The organism is Serratia surfactantfaciens (assembly GCF_001642805.2).
Taxonomy (GTDB): domain Bacteria; phylum Pseudomonadota; class Gammaproteobacteria; order Enterobacterales; family Enterobacteriaceae; genus Serratia; species Serratia surfactantfaciens.
The window spans coordinates 179054-204429 of record NZ_CP016948.1 but is presented as its reverse complement, the minus strand read 5'-3'; the positions used below and the strand labels follow the sequence as shown (position 1 = coordinate 204429).

Genomic DNA, 25376 nt, shown 5'->3' with positions numbered 1-25376 from the left:
CCATATCTGCTGCCCGCGCGTTACTGCCGACTATCGTTAGCCTGCCGCAACAGCGTGCGGCTCTCCACCAGGAAGCGTTGGGCGTAATCGCCGAACCAGTGCTCTACCTTGCGGAAGCTGTCGATAAACGCCTGTTTATCACCGTGCTCCAACAGCTTTATCGCCTCGCCAAAACGCTGGTAGTAGCGCTTGATCAGCGCCACGTTTTCTTCAGACGACATGATGATGTCGGCGTACAGCTGCGGATCCTGCGCAAACAGGCGGCCAACCATCGCTAGCTCCAGCCGGTAGATTGGCGAGGAGAGCGCCAGCAATTGCTCCAGCTGCACGTTCTCTTCCGCCAGGTGCAAGCCGTAGGCGAAGGTGGCGAAGTGCCGCAGCGCCTGGATAAACGCCATATTCTGATCGTGCTCGACTGCGCTGATGCGATGCAGCCGCGCGCCCCACACCTGCAGCTGTTCAAGCAGCCACTGGTAAGCCTCCGGCTGGCGGCCGTCGCAGTAAACCACCACCTGCTTGGCCACGCTGCCCACGTCCGGGCCGAACATCGGGTGCAAGCCGACCACCGGGCCGCTGTGCGCCGCCAACATCGCATGCAACGGGCGATTTTTCACCGAGGCCAGATCCACCAGAATGCAGTCGGCGGGCAGCGGCGGCAGGCGGCTTATCACCTGCTCGGTCACGTGAATCGGCACGCTGACAATCACCATGCCGGCATCCGCCAACAGCTGTTCCGCCTGCGGCCAATCTTCCTGATCCAACACCCTGACCTGATAACCCGACAGCGTCAGCAGGCGGTTGAACAACCGGCCCATCTGGCCATTGCCACCGATGATGACGATCGGTCGCAGCTGCGGGCACAGGGTTTTAAAGCCTTTATCATTCTCGCTGACGTAGGATTCGCGCATCACGCGGCGCAAAACGTCCTCGATCAAATCCGGCGGCACGCCGAGGTTTTCCGCCTCTTGGCGCCGCGAGGCCAGCATCGCCGCCTCGCGCTCCGGCACATAGACCGGCAGACCGTGACGGCTTTTCACCTCCCCCACTTCCGCTACCAGATGCAGGCGCTTCGCCAGCAGGTCCAGCAGCGCTTTATCCACCTCGTCGATTTGATCGCGCAGCGCGGTCAGTTCTGCCACCATAACTTACTTTTCTCCCGTGCGTGCCGTCAGCGCAGCGCCGAGTTCCTGATGCATGTGGCGCAGCAGCGTTTCCGTACTTTCCCAGTCGATGCAGGCGTCGGTAACGGACACACCGTAACGCATGTCTGCACGCGGCTGTTCGGAAGACTGATTGCCTTCATGCAGATGGCTCTCCAGCATAATGCCGGTGATCGAGCGATTGCCCGCTTTGATCTGCTCCACCACGGACTCGGCAACCGCCGGCTGACGGCGATAGTCTTTATTCGAGTTGCCATGGCTGCAATCTATCATCAAGGACGGGTGGAGTCCCGCCTCGAGCATCTGTTTTTCACAGGCCGCAACGTGCTCGGCGCTGTAGTTCGGGGTCTTGCCGCCACGCAGGATAACGTGCCCGTCCGGGTTACCCTGAGTCTGCAGCAGGCAAACCTGCCCCGCCTGGTTGATGCCGACAAAACGGTGCGGCATGGCGGCGGCGCGCATAGCGTTGATGGCGGTGCCCAGACTGCCGTCGGTGCCGTTTTTAAATCCGACAGGCATCGACAGGCCGGAGGCCATTTCACGGTGCGTCTGCGATTCGGTGGTGCGCGCACCGATTGCCGACCAGCTGAACAAGTCCCCCAGGTACTGCGGGCTGTTCGGATCCAACGCTTCGGTGGCCAACGGCAAGCCCATGCCCACCAAATCCAGCAACAGGCGACGCGCAATATGCAAGCCTGCTTCAACGTCAAACGAGCCGTCCATGTACGGATCGTTGATCAAACCTTTCCAGCCGACAGTGGTTCGGGGTTTTTCAAAATAGACGCGCATAACGATATACAGCTGATCGCTCAAGTCAGCCGCCAGGGTTTTCAAACGACGGGCGTAGTCCAGCGCCGCATCCGGATCGTGGATCGAACAAGGCCCGCACACCACCAACAGGCGATGATCGCGCCCCTGTAAAATGTTGGCGATGGTGTTGCGCGCGGCGGCGATTTCATTTTCGTCGCTGGCGCTGAGCGGGAACTGGTTTTTCAGTTCCTCTGGCGTGATGAGAACCTGTTCTGCACTGATATGTACGTTATTGAGCGCGTCTTTTTGCATGATGCAATTCCTGTCGTTTGGCGTTATGCGTTGAAATGGAGCATTGAGCGTTTCAAGGCTCTACCCTATCACGATATGTAAAGTTTTCAATCCATTTTCCGTAAATAAAAAATTACCGTGATATTTTTCATTGAAACCGCTTTGTGTCAGCATCACAAAATCAAACAAAAATACAATAAATACAAACAACTAAATTAAAACCCAATCCATATTCACACTGTTACACACCTTTCTGACAAAGGCTCCAATCTGTAAACATAAATTCACAATCGAATTTACAAAGAAGGGCCCCATCCGATTAGACGCCGGCAAATAGGCAGAGGAGGATCTCCGCCAGACCCAGCACGAAATACCGCCGAAAGCGATGAATTTATGTAGAAGAAAAGCGAATAAATAAGGAATAAAAATTAAAAACTTAAGCTAATGGCGGCTATTTTTGTCGCCGAAATGAACCGATATAATGTGACCGTCATCAACAATAACCACCCTTAACAACTGGATCCAAGATGCTCTCTTCTCGCGCTCGTCGCGCTTTTCCGCTGTATATTTGCTGCTTAACGACTTTCACCAGTGTTTCAGCCCTTGCCGACAATACGCTTTTCACCGCGATGGACGATCCGGCCACCGCCAAGAAACCGTTCGAAGGCAACGTGCAGGCGGGCTATAACGCCCAGTCCGGCAATTCGCAGAGCTCCACCCTGTTGGCCAATACCAACATGACCTGGTTTAACACCGATGCGGCGTACAGCCTATGGGGTGCGGCCAACAACACCACCTCCTCCAACGTGCGCTCGTCCGAGAAATACCAGGCCGGCGGCCGTACGCGCTATAACCTGACCGATCGCAACTACCTGTTCGGCCAGGCCAGCTGGCTGAGCGACCGTTTCAATGGTTACGACTCGCGTTCCACGCTGACCGGCGGCTACGGCCGTCAAATCCTCAATGGGCCTCTCAGCGACCTGCGGGTGGAATTCGGCCCCGGCGTGCGCCATGACGAATACCACGGCGGCGGCCGTTCAACCAAAGGCCTGGCTTACGGCGCGGCCAACTATTCCTACCAGCTGACCGACAACACCAAGTTCATTCAGGGCGTCTCCGCACTGGCGAACGAAGAAACTACGCTGAACTCGGAAAGCGCGCTGAACGTGGCGATCAACGATCGTTTCTCACTGCGCGTGGCCTACACCGTGACCTACAACAGCAAACCGCCGGCCTCGGCGCCGAAGAACACCGACACCACTACTTCGGTCACGCTGGTTTACGGCCTGTAATCTCCCCGCCCCCCTTTCACGAAGCCCATCATCGATGGGCTTTTTTTATGCCTGTCGTCACCCTTTGCACAATTTGCTAAAAATATTCACCCCACCCATTGACGACTTTAGCAAATAGCTTAATACTGTATGCATATACAGTAATTATTATACAGGCCAGGAGCATGACGGATATCGATAGAGAGCAGTCAACAAAGCATCGATACCTCCTGTCCCAAGGTTCTGTACACAAAGCGAGCATCAGCTATGGAGAAAATTACCTCATTCATCACCTATGCCATGGCGCTGTTTCTCGCCTGGCTGGGCAAACTGTCACCGCAGGACATTGCCTTTTTAGTTGGTGCAGCGGTAGGAATCGGCACTTTTCTGGTGAATTGGTACTACCGCCGTAAAAGCCTGCAGATCTTGAAGGCCATTGAACGCAATGCGGCATTACGGAGGAAAATTTACGATGAGTGCAATCGTTAAACGCTGCAGCGTCGCCGCCGTTTTGGCCATCGCCGTGCTGTTGCCCTCTTTCGGCGAACTGCAAACCTCAGAGGCCGGCCTCAGGCTGATCGCCGATCTCGAAGGTTGCCGCCTGTCGCCTTACCAGTGCAGCGCCGGAGTATGGACGCGGGGTATTGGACACACCGCCGGCGTCATCCCAGCTGAGGCGATTGATGAACGGAAAGCCGCTGTGGACTTGGTGGACGATGTTCGCCGTACCGAGCGCGGCATGGCCACCTGCCTACCGCAAACGCTCTCGCAAGAAACCTATGACGCGGTGATTGCCTTCGCCTTCAACGTCGGCATCAGCGCCGCCTGCCACTCCACGCTGGTCGCGCTGCTGCAACAAAGCCAGTGGCGGCAGGCCTGCGATCAGTTGCCGCGCTGGGTTTACGTAAATGGAAAGAAAAACAAGGGGCTGGAACAGCGACGCGCCAAGGAACGCGCACTGTGTTTGCAAGGCATGGCCTCGACATGACGGGCTCGCACACCGAAGTGGTGATGCCACAACAATTTCACTTAATTTGTTCAAGGGGGTTCTTATGATGCACTGTCCACTATGCGGTCACGTGGCCCACACTCGCTCCAGCCGTTATCTGAGCGAGTCGACCAAAGAGCGTTACCATCAATGTCGCAACATCAACTGCAGCTGCACGTTCGCCACGCACGAGTCCGTTGCACGGGTGATCGTTAAACCTGGCGATGATATTGTCCCGGCGCAGCCGCACCCGCCGGAGAATCAGCATAAACAAAGCGCCGCCGTGCTGTAGGGTAAAAGGCCTGCTGATGCAGGCTTTTTCATGTCGGTACTACGCAGACGGACTCTCGCAAATACAGCGCGATAGAATTTTCGGATAAAAAAAGGGATTGGCATAGGCCAACCCCTGATAACTATTAACTTTTGGATGCAGCGTTAGTTAACGCGGTTCAGACGCTCTTTGATACGAGCAGACTTACCAGTACGTTCACGCAGGTAGTACAGTTTAGCTTTACGAACGGCACCACGACGTTTAACAGTAATGCTGTCGATTACTGGGGAGTGAGTCTGGAATACGCGCTCAACACCTTCGCCGTTGGAAATCTTACGAACAGTGAATGCAGAGTGCAGACCGCGGTTACGGATAGCGATAACCACGCCCTCGAATGCCTGCAGACGTTTTTTGCTACCTTCAACGACCCATACCTTCACTTCCACGGAATCACCCGGACGGAATGCAGGTACGTCTTGTTTCATCTGCTCTTGTTCAAGTTGCTTAATAATGTTGCTCATAATATGTCTCTTACCCTAGGTAAACTGATATATCGGTCCCGTCTGATGTCAGACGTTTCCTTCATAGTCCTGTTGCCTGGCCTGATGTTCCCGTTGGAACTCAGCCAGCAACACCGCTTGCTCGTCAGTCAGAGCTAGGCTTTCTAGAAGTTCAGGTCTTCTAAGCCAGGTTCGGCCCAGCGACTGCTTTAAGCGCCAGCGACGTATCTCGGCATGGTTGCCCGACAGCAGAACCGGCGGTACTTCCATCCCTTCCAACACCTCTGGGCGGGTATAGTGCGGGCAGTCCAGCAATCCGTCGGCGAAGGAGTCTTCCTCCGCTGAGGCCTGATGGCCCAGCACACCCGGTATGAAACGGGCGACTGAATCAATCAGGGTCATCGCCGGCAGTTCCCCGCCGCTGAGAACGTAATCGCCGATTGACCATTCTTCGTCAATTTCGGTTTGGATTACGCGCTCATCTATCCCTTCGTAACGGCCGCACACCAGAATCATCTTCTGATTGGCCGCCAGTTCGCACACGCCGGTTTGATCCAGCTTGCGCCCCTGAGGTGACAGATAAATCACCTTTGCTCCCTCGCCTGCCGCTGCTTTCGCTGCATGAATGGCTTCCCGTAAAGGTTGCACCATCATCAGCATTCCCGGGCCGCCGCCGTATGGGCGATCGTCCACGGTACGATGCCGGTCGTAGGTGAAGTCGCGAGGACTCCAACACTGCACGCTCAGCAGGCCATTTTTTACTGCCCGGCCAGTCACCCCGTAATCGGTGATAGCGCGGAACATCTCAGGAAACAGGCTTACAATACCGATGAACACAAGCCAATCCCCTTACCGTTATTCCACTTGCTTCGACCGTATGATCCGGAGGTCAAAAACCAGGATCCCAATCTGCCTCAATCACGCGGGCAGTGAGATCGACTTTCTTGATAACCTGCCCATGAAGAAACGGAATCAACCGCTCCTTCATGCCGAACGCATCTTTCAGGTTCGCTTTCACAACCATCACATCGTTCGAACCGGTTTCCATCATATCGATGACTTTACCCAGCTCGTAGCCGGCGGTGGTGACTACCTGGCAGCCCATCAGGTCTTTCCAGTAGTAATCGTCACCCTCCAGCGGAGGAAGTTGCTCAGAATCCACCATAATCTCGCGATTAGTCAGCAGATTCGCCGCGTCCCGATCGTCAATGCCTTTGACCTTGATGATCAGATCCTGACTGTGGCGCTTCCAGTCTTCCAACTCGATATGCTGCCACTGACCCGCCTGCTGGATAAACCACGGCTGATAGTCAAAAATGCTTTCGGCGTTCTCGGTGGATGAAAACACTCTGAGCCAACCACGAATGCCGTAAGCGGACCCCATTTTACCGAGTACAATCGGCTGCTTAGGCGCTACCGGTTTGAGTTGCTTGCTCATTGCCACCACCGCGACAGATTAAGCTGCTTTCTTAGCGTCTTTGATCAGCGCGTGAACGCGATCAGAAACGGTTGCACCCAGACCAACCCAGTGCTCGATGCGGTCCAGGTCCAGACGCAGTGCTTCAGCCTGACCGGAAGCGATCGGGTTGAAGAAGCCTACGCGCTCGATGAAACGACCATCACGAGCGTTGCGGCTGTCGGTCACTACTACTTGATAGAACGGACGCTTTTTAGCGCCGCCACGTGCCAAACGAATTGTTACCATAACATCCTCTTTAGTTAATAAAACAGCCGGGCCCCATTGAGGGACGGGGCCCGGTTGCAATATAAAAAGCCCGAAAATTTTACTCATTTTGGCGCAAAAAGCAATCTAAAGCGTCAATCGCAGGGGACAACTTTTGCAGCCTGTCAAATTTCGGGCGGTTTTCACCGCGAACGGCGAATGCTGAAAGCGCCCGCACTCGGCGTGCGGGGGCCCGTCAGCGGCCTGGGAAGCCCGGCGGCATCATGCCTTTCATGCCGCGCATCATCTTCGCCATACCGCCTTTCTTCATCTTCTTCATCATACGCTGCATTTCGTCGAACTGCTTCAGCAAGCGGTTGACGTCCTGCACCTGCATGCCGGCCCCCATCGCGATGCGGCGCTTGCGCGAGCCCTTGATGATTTCCGGTTTGGCGCGCTCTTTCAGCGTCATCGAGTTGATGATCGCCTCCATGCGCACCAGCACTTTGTCGTCCATCTGCGACTTGACGTTGTCCGGCAGCTGGCCCGCGCCCGGCAGCTTGCTCAACATGTTGGCCATGCCGCCCATGTTGCGCATCTGCTTGAGCTGCTCCAGGAAGTCGGTCAGATCGAAACCGTCGCCCTTCTTCAGCTTGTTGGCCAGCTTCTCCGCCTGCTCGCGGTCGACCTTGCTTTCGATATCTTCGATCAGCGACAGCACGTCGCCCATGCCCAGGATGCGCGATGCCACGCGATCCGGATAGAACGGTTCCAGCGCTTCGGTCTTCTCGCCCACGCCGAGGAACTTGATCGGCTTGCCGGTGATGTGGCGGATGGACAGCGCGGCACCACCGCGCGCGTCGCCGTCGACCTTGGTCAGCACCACGCCGGTCAGCGGCAGCGCTTCGTTAAACGCCTTGGCGGTATTGGCGGCATCTTGCCCGGTCATGGCGTCGACCACGAACAGGGTCTCCACCGGCTTGATCGCCGCGTGCACCTGTTTGATCTCGTCCATCATCGCTTCGTCAACGTGCAAGCGGCCGGCGGTATCGACGATCAGCACGTCGTAGAACTTCAGCTTGGCCTGTTGCAGCGCGCGATTGACGATGTCGATCGGTTTTTCTTTGACATCAGACGGGAAGAAGTCGATGCCGACGCCTTCCGCCAGCGTTTCCAGCTGTTTGATCGCCGCCGGGCGATAAACGTCCGCGGAAACCACCAACACTTTCTTCTTCTGTTTTTCTTTCAGGAACTTGCCGAGCTTACCGACGCTGGTGGTTTTACCGGCGCCCTGCAGGCCCGCCATCAGCACCACCGCCGGCGGCTGTGCCGCCAGGTTCAGCTCGGTATTCACTTCGCCCATCGCGGCGATCAGCTCGCCTTTGACGATCTTGACGAATTCCTGCCCCGGCGTCAGGCTTTTGTTGACTTCATGGCCGACCGCGCTCTCTTTGACGCGGTTGATGAAGTCGCGCACCACCGGCAGCGCAACGTCCGCCTCCAGCAATGCCATGCGCACTTCACGCAGGGTTTCCTTGATATTCTCTTCGGTCAGCCGCCCGCGGCCGCTGATATTGCGCAACGTGCGCGACAATCGATCGGTTAAATTTTCAAACATCGTCTCATGCTCAACGTGTAATGACAGGCCGCTCCGGCGACACAATTGCGCCGATGATAACACGAAGCGCGCAGGATCTCTGCCTCAGCGTTGGAGATCGGTTGGAGTGAAACGCGCGCAACGTTATACTGACACTCCAATTAACCACGCCGAAGCAAAATTAAACGCTATGCCAGTTTTCTCCATTGTGGCTTTGATGGCCTACCTGCTCAGCCTTGGACTGATCATTCCCAGTTTGTTGCGGAAGAACAGCGCATACCGTCGGCTTGCCCTCGTCTCGGCGGTGGTGGCACTGATTTGCCACGCCATCGCACTGCAGCAGCGCATCTTTGACGTCAGCGCCGGGCAAAATCTCAGCCTGCTGAACATTGGCTCTATCGTCAGCCTGATCATCTGCTCGGTGATGACCTTCGTCGCCTCGCGCGATCGCGGCTGGTTCCTGCTGCCGATTGTCTACAGCTTCGCGATGATCAACCTGGCCTTCGCCAGCTTCATGCCCGGCGAGTTCATCACTCATCTGGAAGCCAGCCCGGAACTGATGGTGCATATCGGCCTGGCGTTGTTCTCTTACGCTACTCTGATCATCGCCGCGCTCTATGCCTTGCAGCTCGCCTGGCTCGACTACCTGTTGAAAAACAAGAAATTGACCTTCAGCGCCGACATGCCGCCGCTGATGAGCATCGAGCGCAAAATGTTCCATATCACCCAGATCGGCGTGGTGCTGCTGACGCTCACCCTGTGCACCGGCCTGCTGTACATGGATAATCTGTTCAGTAAAGAGAACGTGCATAAAGCCGTGCTGTCGATCATGGCCTGGTTCGTGTATATCGTGCTGTTGTGGGGCCACTACCATGAGGGCTGGCGCGGTCGCCGCGTCGTCTGGTTCAGCTTCGCCGGCGCCTTCCTGTTGACACTCGCCTATTTCGGCAGCCGTCTGATTCAGCAGGTGATGGTGCGCTAAGCCAGCCCGGTTCAATTCTCCCTATATAAGGAATACTGCATTGGAGCATGTGTCGACGGGGACCCTCATCATTATCCTGGTGATCATGATCGTGGTCTCTGCTTACTTCTCCGCCTCCGAAACCGGCATGATGACGCTCAATCGTTATCGCCTGCGTCATCTGTCCAAACAGGGCAACCGCTCGGCGCGTCGGGTGGAGAAACTGCTGCAAAAACCGGATCGGTTGATCGGTCTGGTGCTGATCGGCAACAACCTGGTCAACATTCTCGCCTCGGCGCTGGCGACCATCGTCGGCATGCGGCTGTATGGCGATCTCGGCGTGGCGATCGCCACCGGTGTGCTGACCTTCGCCGTGTTGCTGTTCGCTGAAGTGCTGCCGAAAACCTTCGCCGCGCTTTACCCGGAACGCATCGCCTTCCCCAGCAGCGTCTTGCTGGCGCCGTTGCAAAAGGTGATGTTCCCGCTGGTCTGGCTGCTCAACGGCATCACCAGCCTGACCCTACGTCTGTTCGGCATTCGCACCAATGTGCGCATCAGCGACGCCGTCAGCAAAGATGAGCTGCGCACCATCGTGCGCGAATCCCAGTCGCAGATCTCCCGTCGCAATCAGGACATGCTGATCTCGGTGCTGGATCTGGAAAAGGTGACGGTCAACGACATCATGGTGCCGCGCACCGAGATCGTCGGCATCGACGTCAACGACGACTGGAAGTCGATCATGCGTCAGCTGACCCACTCGCCGCACGGCCGCATCGTGCTGTATCGCAGCTCTCTGGACGATGCGATCGGCATGCTGCGCGTGCGCGAAGCCTACCGTCTGATGACCGAGAAAAAAGAGTTCAACAAAGAAAACCTGCTGCGCGCCGCCGATGAGATCTACTTCGTGCCGGAAGGCACGCCGCTCAACGTGCAGCTGGTGAAGTTCCAGCGCAACAAAGAGAAGGTCGGCATCGTGGTCGACGAGTACGGCGACATTCAGGGGCTGGTCACGGTGGAAGACATCCTCGAAGAGATCGTCGGCGACTTCACCACCTCGATGTCGCCGACGCTGGCGGAAGAAGTCACGCCGCAGAGCGACGGCTCGGTCTTGATCGACGGTACCGCCAACGTGCGCGAGCTGAACAAGGCCTTCAACTGGACTCTGCCGGCCAACGAGGCGCGCACCGTCAACGGCATGCTGCTGGAAGAGCTGGAAGAGATCCCCGAAACCGGCACTCGAGTGCGCATCGGCCATTACGATATCGACATTCTCGACGTACAGGGCAACATGATCAAACAGGTGCGGGTCACGCCAATCACCTCGCTGCAGGCCAGCGTCGGTCATCACTGACCGTCGGCCTGAACGTAAAAAAGACGCGAAATCGCGTCTTTTTTTATCTCTGCGGGCCACGTACGACTAGATATGCAGTTCCTGCAGCTTCTCTTTCGGCAGCGCCAGCTCGTCGTTGTGGTTCACCACCACATCGTTATCCAGAATGTGCTTGGCGATCTCCTGCGCTTCTTCCAGCGAGTGCATATGGTAAGTGCCGCATTGATACTCGTTCAGCTCAGGGATCTTGCGCTGATCGGTCACTTTCAGCACGTCGGCCATCGCCGCTTTCCAGGCATCGGCAACGCGCTGCTCTTCAGGCACGCCGATCAGGCTCATGTAGAAACCGGTGCGACAGCCCATCGGAGAGATGTCGATAATTTCCACGCCCTGGCCGTTCAGATGGTCACGCATAAAGCCGGCGAACAGGTGCTCCAGCGTGTGAATGCCGCGCTCGGGCATCACTTCCAGGTTCGGGCGGCAAAAGCGCAGGTCAAACACCGTGATGGTATCGCCATGAGGCGTTTTCATGGTTTTTGCAACGCGGACAGCCGGAGCTGCCATACGGGTATGATCGACGGTAAAGCTATCCAGCAATGGCATTTCGCTACCTCCTCGTAAAAGAGCATTTATTTCGAAACTTTTTTTCCTAACCGGGAAACCTTTTCCAACCCTGCGAGTCTGAGTATGTGAAAGACGCGCATTTGTTATCATCATCCCTGTCATCAGAGATGCATATTTGGCCACATTGATGTGGCCTTTTTCTTTTTCAGCTTCCGCCGTTTTGCTTCAGGAACGCTTCAAAGCTTAGCGTATCATTGGCTTCTATGTCGCGTTGGCGCTGCCACGAAGCCTCGCGCTCTTTATCCAGCTCAGCTTCGTTCAGAATTTCCAACGGCTCTTCCAGCAGCATCTCGCGATAGCGTTCAGCCAACTGCAGACCGACGCGCCCGGTGCCTTCCGCCTTCATCGCCTTCAGAATGCGTGCGGAGAAAGTCAGTTCCGGATCGTCGAACGCGGCGACCAACTCATCGCACACCTGCTGGTATTGACGATTGCCGGCTTCGCCGTCCAGCACTTCCGCTACCCGACGCAGATCGGCGAACAACGCCTTGCCGACTTTCTCCAGCGGCTCATGGCTGGCGCCACAGCCGATGCCGATGGTCTGGCCCGGCTTGCGCCCTTCCAGGATCACTCGGTTCCAGTTTTTGCGCGTGCACAGCAGCTCATCGCTGCTCATCTCCGGCGCATCCGCCAGCGCGCACCACACCAGGAACAGATCCAGGAAACGCGCCTGCACCGCATCCACGCCGATCGGCGAGAACGGGTTGATGTCCAGCGAGCGCACTTCGATGTATTCGATGCCGCCGCGCAGCAACGCGTCCGACGGCGTCTCGCCGCTTTTGGTCACGCGCTTCGGCCGGATCGGCGCATACAGCTCGTTCTCGATTTGCAGCACGTTGCTGTTCAGCTGCAGATAGCGATCGCCCTCTTTCACGCCCAGCTTGGCGAACTCTTCCGAAGGCGTGGCGATCGCCCGCTTCAGACCGGCCACATAGCTGTGCAGATCGTTGAAGGTAATGCCCAGATTACTCTGCGATTTGTTGGTGTAACCCAGGTCGCTCAAACGCAACGAGGTGGCGTATGGCAGGTAGCACATGCCCTGTTCGGTGCGCTCGAACGGCAGATTGGTCTCGCGCCCTTTGAGGAACGAAGAACAGATCGCCGGCGATGCGCCGAACAGATATGGGATCACCCAACCGAAACGGTAGTAGTTGCGGATCAGGCGGAAATAGCCCGCCGAGATCTGCTCTTTACCGCTTTCGGCATCCTGCACGCCGGCCCAGGCCTGCCAAAACTCCAGCGGCAGCGAGAAGTTGTAGTGCACGCCGGAAATGGTCTGCATCAGCGCGCCATAGCGATTCTTCAGCCCTTCGCGGTACAGCGTCTTCATGCGGCCGATGTTCGACGAACCGAACTGCGCCAGCTCGATATCCTGTTCGGCTTCGATAAAGCACGGCATGCTGAGCGGCCACATGCGTTCATCGCCAATATTGCGCGCCACGTAGCGATGAATATCGCGCAAGAACGTCAGCAGGTGATCGATATTGTCATCAACCGGCGTAATGAACTCTAACAGCGCCTCGGCGAAATCCGTGGTAATCCAGTGGTGCGTCAATGCCGCCCCCAGCTTTTCCGGATGCCCGGTAGTCGCCAAGGTGCCGTTCGGCGTGACTCGCAGCGTTTCACGCTCGATGCCGCGACGAATGCCTTTTAATGCCTGAGGATGGGCTTCCAACCAAGAAAGCGCCTGTGATACGTCCGGGATCAAATTGACCTCCCGCTTCTAAAAACAATAACTCGTAAGCATACTGAATCCGCACCCGAGAGAATATTGAGTTATATTCACTTGGTTACTGCCACCAGGCGATGCCCTGTACCGTTATCATAGTCAAAACGATGTAACGCAGCGCCTTTCCGATACACAGAAACAGCGCGACAGAGCCCCAGGGCATGCGCAGCCAACCTGCCAACACGCACAACAAATCGCCCACCACCGGCACCCAGCTGAGCAACAGCGCAGCCGGGCCGAAGCGTTGCAGCCACCCGAGCGCCGTTGCCAGCCCCCGCTGTGGTTTCAACGCCGGTAACAGGCGCCCGATAATGACATTGGTCAAGCCGCCCAGCGTGTTGCCCAGGGTCGCGGCCAGCACCAGCAATTCCGGCGAGACGCGACTCTGGGTCAGCAAAGCGACCAGAACGATTTCTGAATTTCCCGGCAGCAGCGTCGCACTGAGGAAGCTGCTGCCAAATAACGATATTACGGCTAGCGTACTACTCACAGCGTGCGAACGTCTACCACGTCCATACCGGCGCTTTTTGCCGCCTGAATGCCGAACTCGGCGTCTTCAAACACCACGCACTTTTCCGGCGGCACGCCGATAAGTTCAGCGCAGCGCAGGAAGGTGTCCGGCTCCGGTTTGTGGCGCTGTACGTCGTCCGCCCCGACGATCGCGTCGAAGCAGTTGAACAGGCCGAGATGACGCAGCAGCATTTCCGCCATGCGGTGCTCGCTGCCGGTACCGACCGCCATCGGACGGCGACCGTGATAGGATTTTACCACCTCGATCAGCGGCAACGGGCGCACGCTGTCCAACAGCATCGCCTCCACCGCGCGGGTTTTCTCCGCGGCCAGGTGATGGGGATCGAGATCGGCCTGATGGCTGGCGATAATCGCCTGAGCGATGCGCCAGGTTGGTGAACCGCTCAGCGCCACCATCGCCGCTTCATCAAACGTCATGCCATAACGGGACAGCACTTCACTCCACGCTTTACGGTGCGTTGGCTCGGTGTCCAGAATCGTGCCGTCCATGTCGAAAATAAGACCCTGATAGCGGTCGTACATCGTTACTCCATGATCGTTGAGGAAAGAAAACTACTTTAGCGTAAAGCCGTTGGGTTGTCGCTGACTGCGTCATAGCGGAATGTGCTGTGAGCGTTCGGGTGCAAAGAAGGAAAGGAGTGAAGAGAGAATGGCTGAATGCTGAAAAGCGAAAAACCCGCCGAAGCGGGTTTCTCTTAGATGGTGCATCCAGGAGGATTCGAACCTCCGACCGCTCGGTTCGTAGCCGAGTACTCTATCCAGCTGAGCTATGGATGCATGTCTATTTTTACTGCTCGCCTGCTTCACTAACGAAGCATGACGGAAAGAATGGTGCATCCAGGAGGATTCGAACCTCCGACCGCTCGGTTCGTAGCCGAGTACTCTATCCAGCTGAGCTATGGATGCACAGGAATTCTTTTTTGATACCGTATGGTATGTTGTTACTACCCCACCATACTGCAAAATATGGTGCATCCAGGAGGATTCGAACCTCCGACCGCTCGGTTCGTAGCCGAGTACTCTATCCAGCTGAGCTATGGATGCAAATGGCGGTGAGGCGGGGATTCGAACCCCGGATGCAGCTTTTGACCGCATACTCCCTTAGCAGGGGAGCGCCTTCAGCCTCTCGGCCACCTCACCATACGCTTCTTTCGAATTGTGCCTAACTTGCTTTAGAGAAGCTCATCGGCACTGCGTGGCGCACATATTACTTTCTCCGACTTTTAAGTCAAACAATTTTTCCCAACTCATGCGCGTTTGCACAATTCACACCCAACATGGGCGATTTCACGGCAAAAAGGGCGTTTTATCAACAGGCAACCGCAGCGTTTGTCGCAACAAAGCAGGAAACTAACCGGGAAAATAATCACGAAAAAAAGAGGGGAGAACGAAAGAAGTGGCTAAAACGATGCAGTAGCGTCTCGTCTGGCAACGAGACGCTGCTTCGGAATCAGTAAGTCGTCTGCTGAGACTTCTCTGCCTGAATGCGCTGATAGATTTCTTCACGGTGAACCGAAACCTCTTTGGGGGCGTTCACACCAATACGCACCTGGTTGCCTTTTACCCCTAGCACAGTGACCGTAACCTCATCGCCAATCATGAGGGTTTCACCAACTCGACGAGTCAGAATTAACATTCTTTGCTCCTTGAAAGATTAAAAGAGTCGGGTCTCTCAGTTTCCCCGTCATTATCCATCATATGTGGTGAAAACGTAAGCCGCGCAATCCACAATAAGTGTAAGCAGACTTGGTCCCACCTCAGATAATGGTAAGTTTAGCCGACCTGAAAAACTTTGTTCCCGCAATTGTAACTAAATTGTGTTAGCACAGTATGAAAACGCCATAATCAACAAAGTATTATGGCGTTTGTCCGTGCTATTTATTTATGTTCACAGCTTCGAGGCCACCCAGGCTTCTACGCTGTTTAACGCCGCTGGCAGGGCGTTGATATCCGTCCCCCCCGCCATCGCCATATCCGGGCGGCCACCGCCCTTGCCGCCTACCTGCTGCGCCACGTTGCCGATCAACTCGCCGGCTTTTACGCGGTCAGTCAGATCCTTGGTCACGCCTGCGACCAGGCTGACTTTGTCGTCAGCCGTCGTTGCCAACACGATAATGGCCGAACCCAATTGGTTTTTCAGGTCATCCACCATGGTGCGCAGCATTTTGGCTTCGACATTATCCAACTGGCTGACCAACAGCTTCACGCCGTTAACCACTTTCGCCTGGCTGGACAGCGACGCGCTTTCCTGCGCCGCCTGCTGATCTTTCAACTGCTGCAGTTCTTTTTCCAGCGCGCGGGTGCGATCGAGCACCGAGCGCACTTTATCGGTCAGGTTGTTGCTGTCGCCCTTGACCAGCTGCGCAACGTCTTGCAACAAATCGCTTTGCTGGTGCAGCGTGGCGATAGCGCCTGCGCCGGTCACCGCTTCGATACGACGGATGCCCGCCGCAGTGCCCGACTCGCTCAGAATGCGGAACAGGCCAATATCGCCGGTGCGGCTGGCATGGGTACCGCCGCACAGTTCGGTGGAGAAGTCGCCCATGGTCAGCACGCGCACGTTGTCATCGTACTTCTCGCCGAACAGCGCCATCGCGCCCTTCTCTTTGGCATCTTCCAACGCCATCAGCTCGGTCTGTACCGGCAGGTTGCGGCGCACCTGCTGGTTCACCAGATCTTCCACCGCGCGGATTTGCTCTGGTTTCATCGCTTCGAAATGCGAGAAGTCGAAACGCAGGTATTTGTCGTTAACCAGCGAGCCTTTCTGCGCAACGTGGTCGCCCAACGTTTGGCGCAGCGCGGCGTGCAACAGGTGGGTTGCGGAGTGGTTCAGACGGATGCTGTTGCGACGCTCGGTATCGATCTGCGCGTCAACGCGATCGTTCAGCTTCAGCGAACCTTGCGCCAGCTTGCCTTGATGGCCGATAGCCTGGCCGTATTTCTGGGTGTCGTTGACCACAAATTCTGCGCCGGCGGCTTTCAGCACGCCTTTATCGCCGACCTGGCCACCGGACTCACCGTAAAATGGCGTCTCATCCAGCACCACCACCGCCTCTTCGCCGGCGCTGATCTGATCGACCGGCTGGCCGTCGCGGAACAGTGCGATGACCGTCGCCTGCTGCTCGTCGTGATCGTAGCCGCTGAACTGGCTGCTGCCGTCCACGCGGATCAGGCTGTTGTAGTCGGCACCGAAACCGCTGGACTCACGCGCGCGGCGGCGCTGCGCTTCCATCGCCTCTTCAAAGCCTGCTTCGTCGACTTTCAGACCGCGCTCGCGGCAAACGTCAGCGGTCAGATCGACCGGGAAGCCGTAGGTGTCGTACAGACGGAAAGCGGTTTCGCCGTCCAGGGTATCGCCCTGCAGCTTGGCCAGCTCTTCGTCCAGCAGCGCCAGGCCACGCTCCAGCGTGCGGGCAAACTGCTCTTCTTCGGTTTTCAGCACCTGCTCAACCAAGGATTGCTGGCGTTTCAGCTCGTCGGCCGCCGGGCCCATCACTTCAATCAGCGGTGCCACCAGCTTGTAGAAGAAGGTGTCTTTCGCGCCCAACATGTTGCCATGACGGATCGCGCGCCGAATGATGCGACGCAGCACGTAGCCACGGTTTTCGTTAGACGGGATCACGCCGTCAGACACCAGGAAGGCGCAAGAACGGATGTGGTCGGCGATAACGCGCAGGGATTTGTTGTCCAGATCGGTCGCGCCGGTCACTTTCGCTACGGCGGCGATCAGGGTGCGGAACAGGTCGATCTCATAGTTGGAGTTCACATGCTGCAACACCGCCGCGATGCGCTCCAGACCCATGCCGGTATCCACCGAAGGTTTCGGCAACGGCAGCATGGTGCCGTCGGACTGACGGTTGAACTGCATGAAAACGATGTTCCAGATCTCTATGTAACGGTCGCCGTCTTCTTCCGGGCTGCCTGGAGGGCCGCCCCAGATGTGATCGCCGTGATCGTAGAAAATCTCGGTGCACGGGCCGCATGGGCCGGTGTCGCCCATCTGCCAGAAGTTATCGGAAGCGAAAGGCGCGCCCTTGTTGTCGCCGATGCGGATAATGCGCTCGGCCGGAACGCCGATTTGCTTCTGCCAGATGTCGAAGGCTTCGTCATCGGTTTCATATACGGTGACCCACAGTCTTTCTTTCGGCAGGTTGAACCAGTTTTCACCGGTCAGCAGTTCCCACGCGTAGCTGATAGCGTCGTGCTTGAAGTAATCGCCGAAGCTGAAGTTGCCCAGCATTTCAAAGAAGGTGTGGTGACGAGCGGTATAACCGACGTTTTCCAGGTCGTTATGCTTGCCGCCTGCGCGCACGCAGCGCTGCGAGGTGGTGGCGCGGGAATAGGCGCGTTTGTCGAGCCCCAGGAAAACATCCTTAAATTGGTTCATGCCGGCATTGGTAAACAGCAATGTCGGATCATTGTTAGGCACCAGGGAGCTGCTTGCTACAACCTGGTGACCCTTACTATGAAAGAAATCGAGAAACGCTTGACGGATCTCAGCGGTGCTCTTGCTCATAATTTTCCTGGAAAGGCTAGAATAACGACACGTGAGCCGGCGACGCGTCATCCCGACGATGACAACCAGCTCACGAACAAAAAGTGGGGATAAGATAAATTTTCTTCAGAGGGAAGTAAAACCCCGTGTGCGCTCATTGCGCAAAATCACGGTAAATTGACTGAATTTCTTCCTGGAAGAAGCCGCGATAGAGCAGATAACGCTGCACTTTGGCTTTCTCTTTCCAGTCGGTTGGCAATACATCGCCAAATTTTCGCTGCGCCACCTGTTTAGCCTGTTCACACCAGTCGATGTCGCATTCCGCCAGCGCGTCCTGCACCAGCGCTTTATCCACGCCCTTTTGCATCAGTTCGCTGCGGATACGCTGCGCGCCATAACCCTTGCGGCTGCGGCTACCGATGTAACTGTGAGCGAAACGCCGATCGTCCAGCCAGTTATGCTGATAACAGTAGGCGATAACCTGCTCGATCTGCGCAGGATCCACCGGCTCTTCAGCCACCGGCGATGATGCCGGCGCATGTGGCCCCTTGCCACCAAAACGGGCTTTCGCCACAAACGGCTGCGCCGCAAGTTTGCGGCGCAGTTCAGCTTCACTATGATCGCGTTGCGACAGCAGGCGCATGGCGCGGCTTAGCAAATCATTCATCATTCAAGCCTGAATTTATGGGATATGCGCCACACAAGCGGCGGCGCATACCTTCAGCGATTAGAACTGCTCGCTGGTTTCCGCTTCGTCGTCTTCGAAGTCGTCACCGGAAGCGGCCACCAGTTCACCGCCGCTGTGCAGCAGCAGGTCGCGCAGCTTCTTGTCCAGCTCGGCGGCGATCGCCGGATTTTCTTTCAGGAAGTTACAGGCGTTCGCCTTGCCCTGACCGATCTTCTCGCCGTTATAGCTGTACCAGGCGCCGGCTTTTTCGATCATCTTGTGCTTAACGCCAAGATCGACCAGCTCGCCGCGGCTGTTGATGCCTTCGCCGTACATGATTTGAAACTCAGCCTGCTTGAATGGCGCAGCGATTTTGTTCTTCACCACTTTCACGCGGGTTTCGCTACCCACCACTTCATCGCCCTCTTTGATGGCGCCGATGCGGCGGATATCCAGACGCACCGAAGCATAGAACTTCAGGGCGTTACCGCCGGTCGTGGTTTCCGGGTTGCCGAACATCACGCCGATTTTCATACGGATCTGGTTGATGAAGATCAGCAGGGTGTTGGCGTTTTTCAGGTTGCCGGCCAGCTTACGCATCGCCTGGCTCATCATGCGCGCCGCCAGGCCCATGTGCGAATCGCCGATTTCACCTTCGATTTCCGCCTTCGGCGTCAGCGCCGCCACGGAGTCGACGATGATAACGTCAACCGCACCGGAGCGGGTCAGAGCATCACAGATTTCCAGCGCCTGCTCGCCGGTGTCCGGCTGAGAGCACAGCAGATTGTCGATATCGACGCCCAGCTTTTTCGCATAGATAGGATCCAGCGCGTGCTCGGCGTCGATGAACGCACAGGTTTTGCCTTCGCGCTGCGCAGCGGCGATCACCTGCAGCGTCAACGTGGTTTTACCGGACGATTCCGGGCCGTAGATTTCTACAATGCGGCCCATCGGCAGGCCGCCGGCGCCCAGGGCGATATCGAGTGACAGTGAGCCGGTGGAGATCGTTTCCACGTCCATGGAGCGGTCTTCACCCAGACGCATGATGGAGCCTTTGCCGAACTGTTTCTCAATCTGGCCCAGTGCCGCAGCTAACGCCTTTTGCTTGTTCTCATCAATAGCCATTTTTGCTCCTTCGTTTCGCAATGCCGGTGTTACCCCACACTGCCACTGAATGTATGTTGTGCAGGAAATGTCACTAATTATACTGTATGGTCATACAGTATCAAGCCTAATTTACAAAAATTCGTCAATGGCGGTTTGCAGCGCGAAGATCGTCGCCTGCAGCCGCACCGCATCGCGGTCGCCCTTGAATTGCATCTTGCGCACCAGCCCCCGGCCATCGCTGTTGGCGAAGCCGAACCACACGGTGCCAACCGGCTTTTCCTCGCTGCCGCCGTCCGGGCCGGCGATGCCGCTCACCGACAGCGCCAGATCGGCCCGCGCCGCACGCAGCGCCCCTATCGCCATCTCGCGCACCACCTCTGCACTGACCGCGCCGTGCGCCGTCAACGTGGCTTCGCTCACCCCCAGCAGATCATGCTTCGCCGCGTTGCTGTAGGTGACGAAACCGCGATCGAAATAGGCAGAGCTGCCGGCGATGTCGGTAATGGCCTTGGCAATACCGCCGCCGGTGCAGGATTCCGCGCAGGTGATCCAGCGGTTCTGCGCCTTCAGCTTCTCCCCCGCCAGCACGCTGAGCCGGCGCAGTTGGTTTTCACTCATAACCCCTCCTTCGCGAATTCAGGTATATGCGCCCGATAGTAGCATTTATCAAGGCGACGCGGCGGCCGGCGCGTGGAAATGCGCAGCGCCTCGCAGGCGGTGCGGTTTTAAGCGCCCGGTCAAGCTGCTAGTATCAAAAGAAGCGCCCCATCGAGCGGCGGCGCACCAGCACAAGGAACATCACGGAGGCGGCACGCTGCGGCGGCGGCCTCAGGGCGCACCCGAAGAGATTAGGATGATAGAGTGAAAAAAACGTTGGGCGTATTCTTGCCGTTGTACACCACCACCCTGCTGCTGCTGTTGGGCTCGGGCCTGCTCACTACCTACGTTTCGCTGCGGCTGACCTCCATCCATGTCAGCAGCGCGCTGATCGGCGCCATCATCGCCGCCAACTACATCGGATTGGTGATCGGCGGCAAGGTCGGCCACTTTCTCATCGCCCGCGTCGGGCATATCCGCGCCTACGTAGCCTGCGCCGGCATCATCACCGCCGCGGTGCTGGGGCACGGCCTGACGGAGTTCATTCCCGCCTGGGTCGCGCTGCGTCTGGTGATCGGGCTGTGCATGATGTGCCAGTACATGGTGCTGGAAAGCTGGCTGAACGACCAGGCGGAATCCAACCAGCGCGGCATGGTGTTCGGTTTCTATATGGCGGCAACCTATCTCGGCATGTCGCTGGGCCAAATCGTGCTGATGCTGCAAAGCAACCTGGGTATCGCCACGCTGCTGGTGATCGCACTGTGCTTCGCGCTCTGCCTGGTGCCGATCGCCCTCACTACCCGCACCAATGCGCGCCACATGTCGCCGGCACCGATGGAACTGCGTTACTTCGTCGGCGCCATCCCCAAAGTATTGGCCACCACGCTGGTGATCGGCATGGTGGTCGGCTCGTTTTACGGCCTGGCGCCGGTCTACGCCAGCCTGCAATCCTTAACCACTCAGCAAACCGGCCTGTTCATGGCGCTGTCCATCTTCGCCGGGCTGGTGGCGCAGTTTCCGCTCAGTTGGCTGTCGGATCGCTACAACCGCCCCTTGCTGATGCGCCTCAACGCCATTTTGCTGATCGTAGCGGCGCTGCCGCTGGCGCTGCTGCCGCACATCGATTTCCCGCTGCTGCTGGCAGTCGGGTTCGTCGTCAGCATGCTGCAATTTACGCTCTACCCGCTGGCGGTGGCGCTGGCCAACGATCTGATAGAGCCGGAGCGCCGCGTCTCGCTGGCCGCCTGTCTGCTGATGGCGTTCGGCGTCGGCGCCAGCATCGGGCCATTGGCGGTCGGCGCGCTGATCGAACCGCTGGGCGGCAATATCCTGTACGCCTTCTTCGCCCTGTGCGGCGTGCTGCTGGCGGCCCTCAGCCGCACGACGAAAGCGGAGGAACCGCAGCTGGCGCAGGACGCGCCGGTGCCGCACATCCCGCTGCCGGACAGCCTCGCCAGCTCGCCGCTGTCGCCGGCGCTCAACCCGACCTTCGATGAACAGATCATTCACGACACCATGCCGCCGCCGGAAGTGGCGCCCGAGGTCGACGATCCGCAGCCCGAAGAACAAGAGGTGGAGCCTTTGCCTCAGGGCGCCGATCCGGAAGAGGACACCGGCCTGAAAAAGGCGCACGCCATGCTGTAAACGGCGGCGTTACAGATCCTGGAAGGAGCCCAGCAGGAAACCGCGTTCGGCGATCGCCGCTTTCAGCGTCGGCGCGGTCAACACATCCAGCTCGACGAGACGCGGGTGGCAGTATTGGCTCTGCAGAATGGTCGCATCGAGAAACGCCGGGTGGCACATTATTTCCAATGACTCGACGCCCTGCTCGTCGGCACGCGCCAACCTCTGCAGGAACAAGGCTTCGGAGATCGCCTCACCGTAGAATCCCGCGTCAAAGGCATCGGTGCTGCAGGGCATCTGCAACGTAATATCGCGCCGTTTCGCCTCTTCGCGATCGAGGCGCAGCGGCAGACCCTGCGCCTGCGCGAACGCCTCCACCAGCGGATAAATCTGCGGCTGCATATGCACATGGTGGTGGCTATCGATATGCGTCGGCGCTCGGCCGAACAGCGTCACAAACCGCGCGAACTGGCGCTGCAGCTCCTCGTGAATTTCGTCCAGCTGCAGCTCGCCGGCCTCGGCGCGGCGCCACAGCCATTTGCCCAGTTCGCCATGTTCGTTGACCAGCGAAGGCATGGCGCCCAGCGGCTTGCCATGGGTCAAAACGAAATGCAGCCCGATCGGCAACCCCGGATATTGCCGGCTGAGCGCCGCCGCATGCTGCGCGCCGCCGCCGTTCACCATCGCCGTGGTGGAGGAAACGACGCCATGCTGATACGCCTCGATGACGCCATAGTTCTGCCCTTTGCTCAGGCCGAAATCGTCGGCATTCACGATCAGTAGTTTTTCCATAGAGGCTCCCGCGGGATAGATTTTTGGCGAGGGAAGGCCGACCGCTCGGCGCGGCATTCCCCTTCGTTAAGGTAAAAATCAAATGATTAACCGACCGGCGCCCTGAAGCTCATCGGCATATCGGCGTTGATACTGATCGGGAGCGGCCCTAAAGAGGGCCGTAACACTTTTTTCGGTAGTTACCTGGGGTCACGTCGGTGAGCCGCTTGAAGTTTTTAATGAACAGGCTGACATCGCCATAGCCGGAATCAAAAGCGATGTCGGAGACCGAATAGTTGGTGACCTCCAGCTGCGTCTTGGCGAAGTTGATGCGAATCTCATTGATCACCTGCATCGGCGTCTTCTGATAGTAGCGCCGCATCGCTCGGGTCAGGTACTCCTGAGTTTTCCCCGACAGCGCCACCATGTTCGCCAACGCCTTTTCGCCGAACATCGCCTTGTCATGCATGCCGGCCAGGGTGTTCTTCAGCCACTGCGGGATATCATCGCCGCCGTCGTTTTCTTCTTTATAATGTCGGATGCGGCTGATCACGTAGAAGGTCAATGTTTCGAGGAATTCGGCGAAGTCGTCCTCGCGAAACTGCGGCGAGCTCACCACCGATTCGATATAGGCCAAAAACTCGCTTCTCAGGCTATAGGCCTGCGAGGCGACGAAACAACGCGGCAGCTGTTGCAAGTAATGCTCTTCAAAGAACGCTTTGCTGACCGCCACGTTGAAGATTTTCGTCGCGCCGAACTCGTAAAAGCTCTGGTGGTAGGAACCGATAGGAATAAAGACGAAATCCCCCCGTTCCAGCAGTACCCGTTTGCCGTTGATCTCTTGATAGCATTTGCCGCTCAGCACGATGGTGAACTCGTAATAGTCGTGCTGATGCAGCCCGGTGGCGCTTTCCACCTTGTTGTAGATAAACAGGTGAAAATCTTTGCAGTTAAAGAAATCCTGCTCGCGAATCAGCTTCACGTCGTTTGCGCTCAGTGAAATTTGGTTATCGGACACGGCGCCGGCCTCCCGTTAGTCAAATCCGTTGCGTCTGGCCGCCTCGGCAAACCAGTAACCGCTTTTCTTGATGGTGCGCCGCTGATCCGCCCGATCTAGCCGCACCAGCCCATACCGATTCTTGTAGGCGTTCAACCAGGACCAGCAGTCGATAAAGGTCCACAGATGATAGCCCTTGCATTGCGAACCTTCCGCCAGCGCGCGGTGTAACCACTTCAGGTGCTCGCGAATAAAGTCGATGCGGTAGTCGTCTTCCACCCGCCCATCTGCGCCGATAAACGCTTCTTCGCCCTCGACGCCCATGCCGTTTTCCGAAATATAACAAGGCAGATTGCCGTAGTTCTCTTTCAGATCCATCAGGATGTCGTACAGCCCCTTCTCATAGATCTCCCAACCGCGATGCGGATTGATTTTGCGGCCCGGCATTGCATAGTAGCTGAACAAATCCTCCGGCGATGCGATCGGCCCCGCGGCGCAACGCCCCTCTTTCGCCTGCACCCTGCGCGGCTGGTAGTAGTTGACGCCGAGGATATCCACCACGCCGCCTTCGATCAGCTGCGCGTCCTGCGGCTCGCAGTGCGGCATCAGCCCATGCTGCTCCAACAGGTGCAGCAGCGCCGTCGGATAACGTCCCTTGGCGACCGGCTCGAGAAAGCTGCGATTGAGCAGCAGATCGGCGTCGTGTGCGGCCTGCAGATCCTCCGGCGCATCGGAGCGCGGATAGGTCGGGCTCAGATTCAGAATGATGCCGATGCTCCCCGGCAACCCGCGCGCTCTGAAACGCTGCACCGCCATGGCATGCGCCAGTACGCTGTGATACGCCACGGTGACCGCCCGTTTGAAGTCCACCACGCAAGGGTAGTGCAAGTCATTCAGGTAACCGGCCTCCACCGGCACGATCGGCTCGTTGAAGGTGAACCAGTGGGTGACCCGATCGCCAAACAGAGCGAAACACATATCGGCGTAACGCGCGTAGGCTTCGACCACCGCCCGGCTTTCCCAGCCGCCGCGCTGCTGCATGCACAGCGGCATATCGAAGTGATAGAGATTGATAAACGGGGTGATGCCCTGCGCCAGCAGCTCGTCGATCATCGCGTTATAGAAAGCCACCGCCTGCGGGTTCACCTCGCCGTCGCCGTCCGGGATCAGCCGCGACCACGAGATCGACGTTCTGAAGGTATTGTGGCCCAACGTTTTGAGCAGTCCGATGTCGGTGCGGAAATGGTCATAAAAGGTCGAGGCCTCAGCCGGCCCCACCCGATCGTGAAAGCGCTCAGGCGCGATCTCGTACCAATAGTCGAAGATGTTGCGGCTCTTGCCGTCCCGCGCGGCCGCCCCTTCAGACTGCGGCGCGGAGGTGGCGCTGCCCCACCAGAACCCGTCGGCAAATTGATATTCCATACTCGCGTCCCTCGCGGGGCGGCCACGCCGC

26 protein-coding genes and 4 tRNA genes are annotated in these 25376 nt (G+C 57.5%); 7 read left to right on the top strand and 23 right to left on the bottom strand.

Annotation, left to right across the window (positions count from 1 at the left end):
- Positions 1–20 precede the first annotated feature (20 nt).
- Complete coding sequence (gene tyrA, locus ATE40_RS00890) at positions 21–1142, bottom strand: bifunctional chorismate mutase/prephenate dehydrogenase (protein ID WP_019455141.1); 1122 nt, start codon at positions 1140–1142, stop codon at positions 21–23.
- Between the two features lie 3 nt (positions 1143–1145).
- Complete coding sequence (locus ATE40_RS00885; RefSeq protein WP_019455140.1) at positions 1146–2222, bottom strand: 3-deoxy-7-phosphoheptulonate synthase; 1077 nt, start codon at positions 2220–2222, stop codon at positions 1146–1148.
- 506 nt (positions 2223–2728) lie between these two features.
- On the opposite strand from ATE40_RS00885, the gene ATE40_RS00880 reads away from it, so the two are divergent.
- The 4 genes from ATE40_RS00880 to ATE40_RS00865 all read left to right on the top strand — a co-directional run bounded on the left by ATE40_RS00880 (position 2729) and on the right by ATE40_RS00865 (position 4752).
- On the top strand, positions 2729–3493 hold the full coding sequence (locus tag ATE40_RS00880) for a DUF481 domain-containing protein (RefSeq protein WP_025159658.1): 765 nt from the start codon (positions 2729–2731) through the stop codon (positions 3491–3493).
- 246 nt (positions 3494–3739) lie between these two features.
- Entirely contained in the window at positions 3740–3961 is a 222-nt protein-coding gene (locus ATE40_RS00875) for an HP1 family phage holin (RefSeq protein WP_019455138.1), read from the top strand.
- A complete protein-coding gene (locus tag ATE40_RS00870) occupies positions 3945–4460 on the top strand; it encodes a lysozyme (RefSeq protein ID WP_019455137.1) in 516 nt (171 codons plus the stop codon). Before ATE40_RS00875 ends, ATE40_RS00870 begins: the two co-directional genes overlap by 17 nt.
- Before the next feature lie 64 nt (positions 4461–4524).
- The gene (locus tag ATE40_RS00865) at positions 4525–4752 is read left to right on the top strand and encodes an ogr/Delta-like zinc finger family protein (protein WP_063918193.1); all 228 of its coding nucleotides are present in this window, start codon (positions 4525–4527) and stop codon (positions 4750–4752) included.
- Between the two features lie 143 nt (positions 4753–4895).
- On the opposite strand, the gene rplS is transcribed toward ATE40_RS00865, so the two are convergent.
- The 5 genes from rplS to ffh form a co-directional block, all read right to left on the bottom strand.
- Positions 4896–5252, bottom strand: a complete 357-nt coding sequence (rplS, locus tag ATE40_RS00860) for a 50S ribosomal protein L19 (RefSeq protein ID WP_019455136.1) — start codon at positions 5250–5252, stop codon at positions 4896–4898.
- 48 nt (positions 5253–5300) lie between these two features.
- On the bottom strand, positions 5301–6068 hold the full coding sequence (gene trmD, locus ATE40_RS00855) for a tRNA (guanosine(37)-N1)-methyltransferase TrmD (protein WP_004932485.1): 768 nt from the start codon (positions 6066–6068) through the stop codon (positions 5301–5303).
- Between the two features lie 52 nt (positions 6069–6120).
- The gene (rimM, locus tag ATE40_RS00850) at positions 6121–6669 is read right to left on the bottom strand and encodes a ribosome maturation factor RimM (protein ID WP_019455135.1); all 549 of its coding nucleotides are present in this window, start codon (positions 6667–6669) and stop codon (positions 6121–6123) included.
- 18 nt (positions 6670–6687) lie between these two features.
- Positions 6688–6936, bottom strand: a complete 249-nt coding sequence (gene rpsP / locus ATE40_RS00845; protein WP_004932501.1) for a 30S ribosomal protein S16 — start codon at positions 6934–6936, stop codon at positions 6688–6690.
- A gap of 214 nt (positions 6937–7150) precedes the next feature.
- The gene (gene ffh, locus ATE40_RS00840) at positions 7151–8512 is read right to left on the bottom strand and encodes a signal recognition particle protein (protein WP_004932504.1); all 1362 of its coding nucleotides are present in this window, start codon (positions 8510–8512) and stop codon (positions 7151–7153) included.
- Between the two features lie 169 nt (positions 8513–8681).
- Between ffh and ATE40_RS00835 the strand changes: the two genes are divergently transcribed.
- Together ATE40_RS00835 and ATE40_RS00830 are read left to right on the top strand one after the other, a co-directional pair.
- A complete protein-coding gene (locus ATE40_RS00835) occupies positions 8682–9473 on the top strand; it encodes a cytochrome C assembly family protein (RefSeq protein WP_004932506.1) in 792 nt (263 codons plus the stop codon).
- Between the two features lie 40 nt (positions 9474–9513).
- On the top strand, positions 9514–10803 hold the full coding sequence (locus tag ATE40_RS00830; protein ID WP_019455134.1) for an HlyC/CorC family transporter: 1290 nt from the start codon (positions 9514–9516) through the stop codon (positions 10801–10803).
- Between the two features lie 66 nt (positions 10804–10869).
- Here ATE40_RS00830 and luxS read toward each other — a convergent pair whose 3' ends face one another.
- From luxS to pncC, 13 genes are all read right to left on the bottom strand, one after another.
- Entirely contained in the window at positions 10870–11385 is a 516-nt protein-coding gene (luxS, locus tag ATE40_RS00825) for an S-ribosylhomocysteine lyase (RefSeq protein ID WP_019455133.1), read from the bottom strand.
- 166 nt (positions 11386–11551) lie between these two features.
- Positions 11552–13114, bottom strand: coding sequence for a glutamate--cysteine ligase (gene gshA / locus ATE40_RS00820; protein WP_025159657.1), 1563 nt, complete (start codon positions 13112–13114; stop codon positions 11552–11554).
- A gap of 82 nt (positions 13115–13196) precedes the next feature.
- Positions 13197–13625, bottom strand: coding sequence for a YqaA family protein (locus ATE40_RS00815; protein WP_025159656.1), 429 nt, complete (start codon positions 13623–13625; stop codon positions 13197–13199).
- Positions 13622–14188, bottom strand: coding sequence for a fructose-1-phosphate/6-phosphogluconate phosphatase (gene yqaB, locus ATE40_RS00810; protein ID WP_004932523.1), 567 nt, complete (start codon positions 14186–14188; stop codon positions 13622–13624). The genes ATE40_RS00815 and yqaB overlap by 4 nt, the downstream gene beginning before the upstream one ends.
- A gap of 178 nt (positions 14189–14366) precedes the next feature.
- Positions 14367–14443: transfer RNA gene (locus ATE40_RS00805), tRNA-Arg, on the bottom strand.
- Positions 14444–14495: 52 nt separating this feature from the next.
- Positions 14496–14572: transfer RNA gene (locus ATE40_RS00800), tRNA-Arg, on the bottom strand.
- Positions 14573–14633: 61 nt separating this feature from the next.
- Positions 14634–14710: transfer RNA gene (locus ATE40_RS00795), tRNA-Arg, on the bottom strand.
- Positions 14711–14713: 3 nt separating this feature from the next.
- Positions 14714–14806: transfer RNA gene (locus ATE40_RS00790), tRNA-Ser, on the bottom strand.
- A 310-nt stretch (positions 14807–15116) separates the two neighbouring features.
- Positions 15117–15302 (bottom strand): carbon storage regulator CsrA, encoded by a 186-nt coding sequence (csrA, locus tag ATE40_RS00785; RefSeq protein WP_004091602.1) that lies wholly within the window; start codon positions 15300–15302, stop codon positions 15117–15119.
- A gap of 252 nt (positions 15303–15554) precedes the next feature.
- Positions 15555–18182 (bottom strand): alanine--tRNA ligase, encoded by a 2628-nt coding sequence (gene alaS / locus ATE40_RS00780; protein ID WP_025159655.1) that lies wholly within the window; start codon positions 18180–18182, stop codon positions 15555–15557.
- 133 nt (positions 18183–18315) lie between these two features.
- On the bottom strand, positions 18316–18828 hold the full coding sequence (gene recX / locus ATE40_RS00775; RefSeq protein WP_063918192.1) for a recombination regulator RecX: 513 nt from the start codon (positions 18826–18828) through the stop codon (positions 18316–18318).
- A 60-nt stretch (positions 18829–18888) separates the two neighbouring features.
- Entirely contained in the window at positions 18889–19953 is a 1065-nt protein-coding gene (gene recA, locus ATE40_RS00770) for a recombinase RecA (protein WP_004932541.1), read from the bottom strand.
- Between the two features lie 111 nt (positions 19954–20064).
- The gene (gene pncC, locus ATE40_RS00765) at positions 20065–20553 is read right to left on the bottom strand and encodes a nicotinamide-nucleotide amidase (RefSeq protein ID WP_019455129.1); all 489 of its coding nucleotides are present in this window, start codon (positions 20551–20553) and stop codon (positions 20065–20067) included.
- A gap of 243 nt (positions 20554–20796) precedes the next feature.
- On the opposite strand from pncC, the gene ATE40_RS00760 reads away from it, so the two are divergent.
- Positions 20797–22176, top strand: a complete 1380-nt coding sequence (locus tag ATE40_RS00760; RefSeq protein WP_063918191.1) for an MFS transporter — start codon at positions 20797–20799, stop codon at positions 22174–22176.
- Between the two features lie 9 nt (positions 22177–22185).
- Here the strand turns inward: ATE40_RS00760 and chbG are convergent, their stop codons facing one another.
- From chbG to ATE40_RS00745, 3 genes are all read right to left on the bottom strand, one after another.
- On the bottom strand, positions 22186–22947 hold the full coding sequence (chbG, locus tag ATE40_RS00755) for a chitin disaccharide deacetylase (RefSeq protein ID WP_063918190.1): 762 nt from the start codon (positions 22945–22947) through the stop codon (positions 22186–22188).
- 148 nt (positions 22948–23095) lie between these two features.
- On the bottom strand, positions 23096–23944 hold the full coding sequence (chbR, locus tag ATE40_RS00750; protein ID WP_063918189.1) for a transcriptional regulator ChbR: 849 nt from the start codon (positions 23942–23944) through the stop codon (positions 23096–23098).
- A gap of 15 nt (positions 23945–23959) precedes the next feature.
- Entirely contained in the window at positions 23960–25345 is a 1386-nt protein-coding gene (locus ATE40_RS00745; protein ID WP_063918188.1) for a glycoside hydrolase family 1 protein, read from the bottom strand.
- Between the last annotated feature and the right edge of the window lie 31 nt (positions 25346–25376).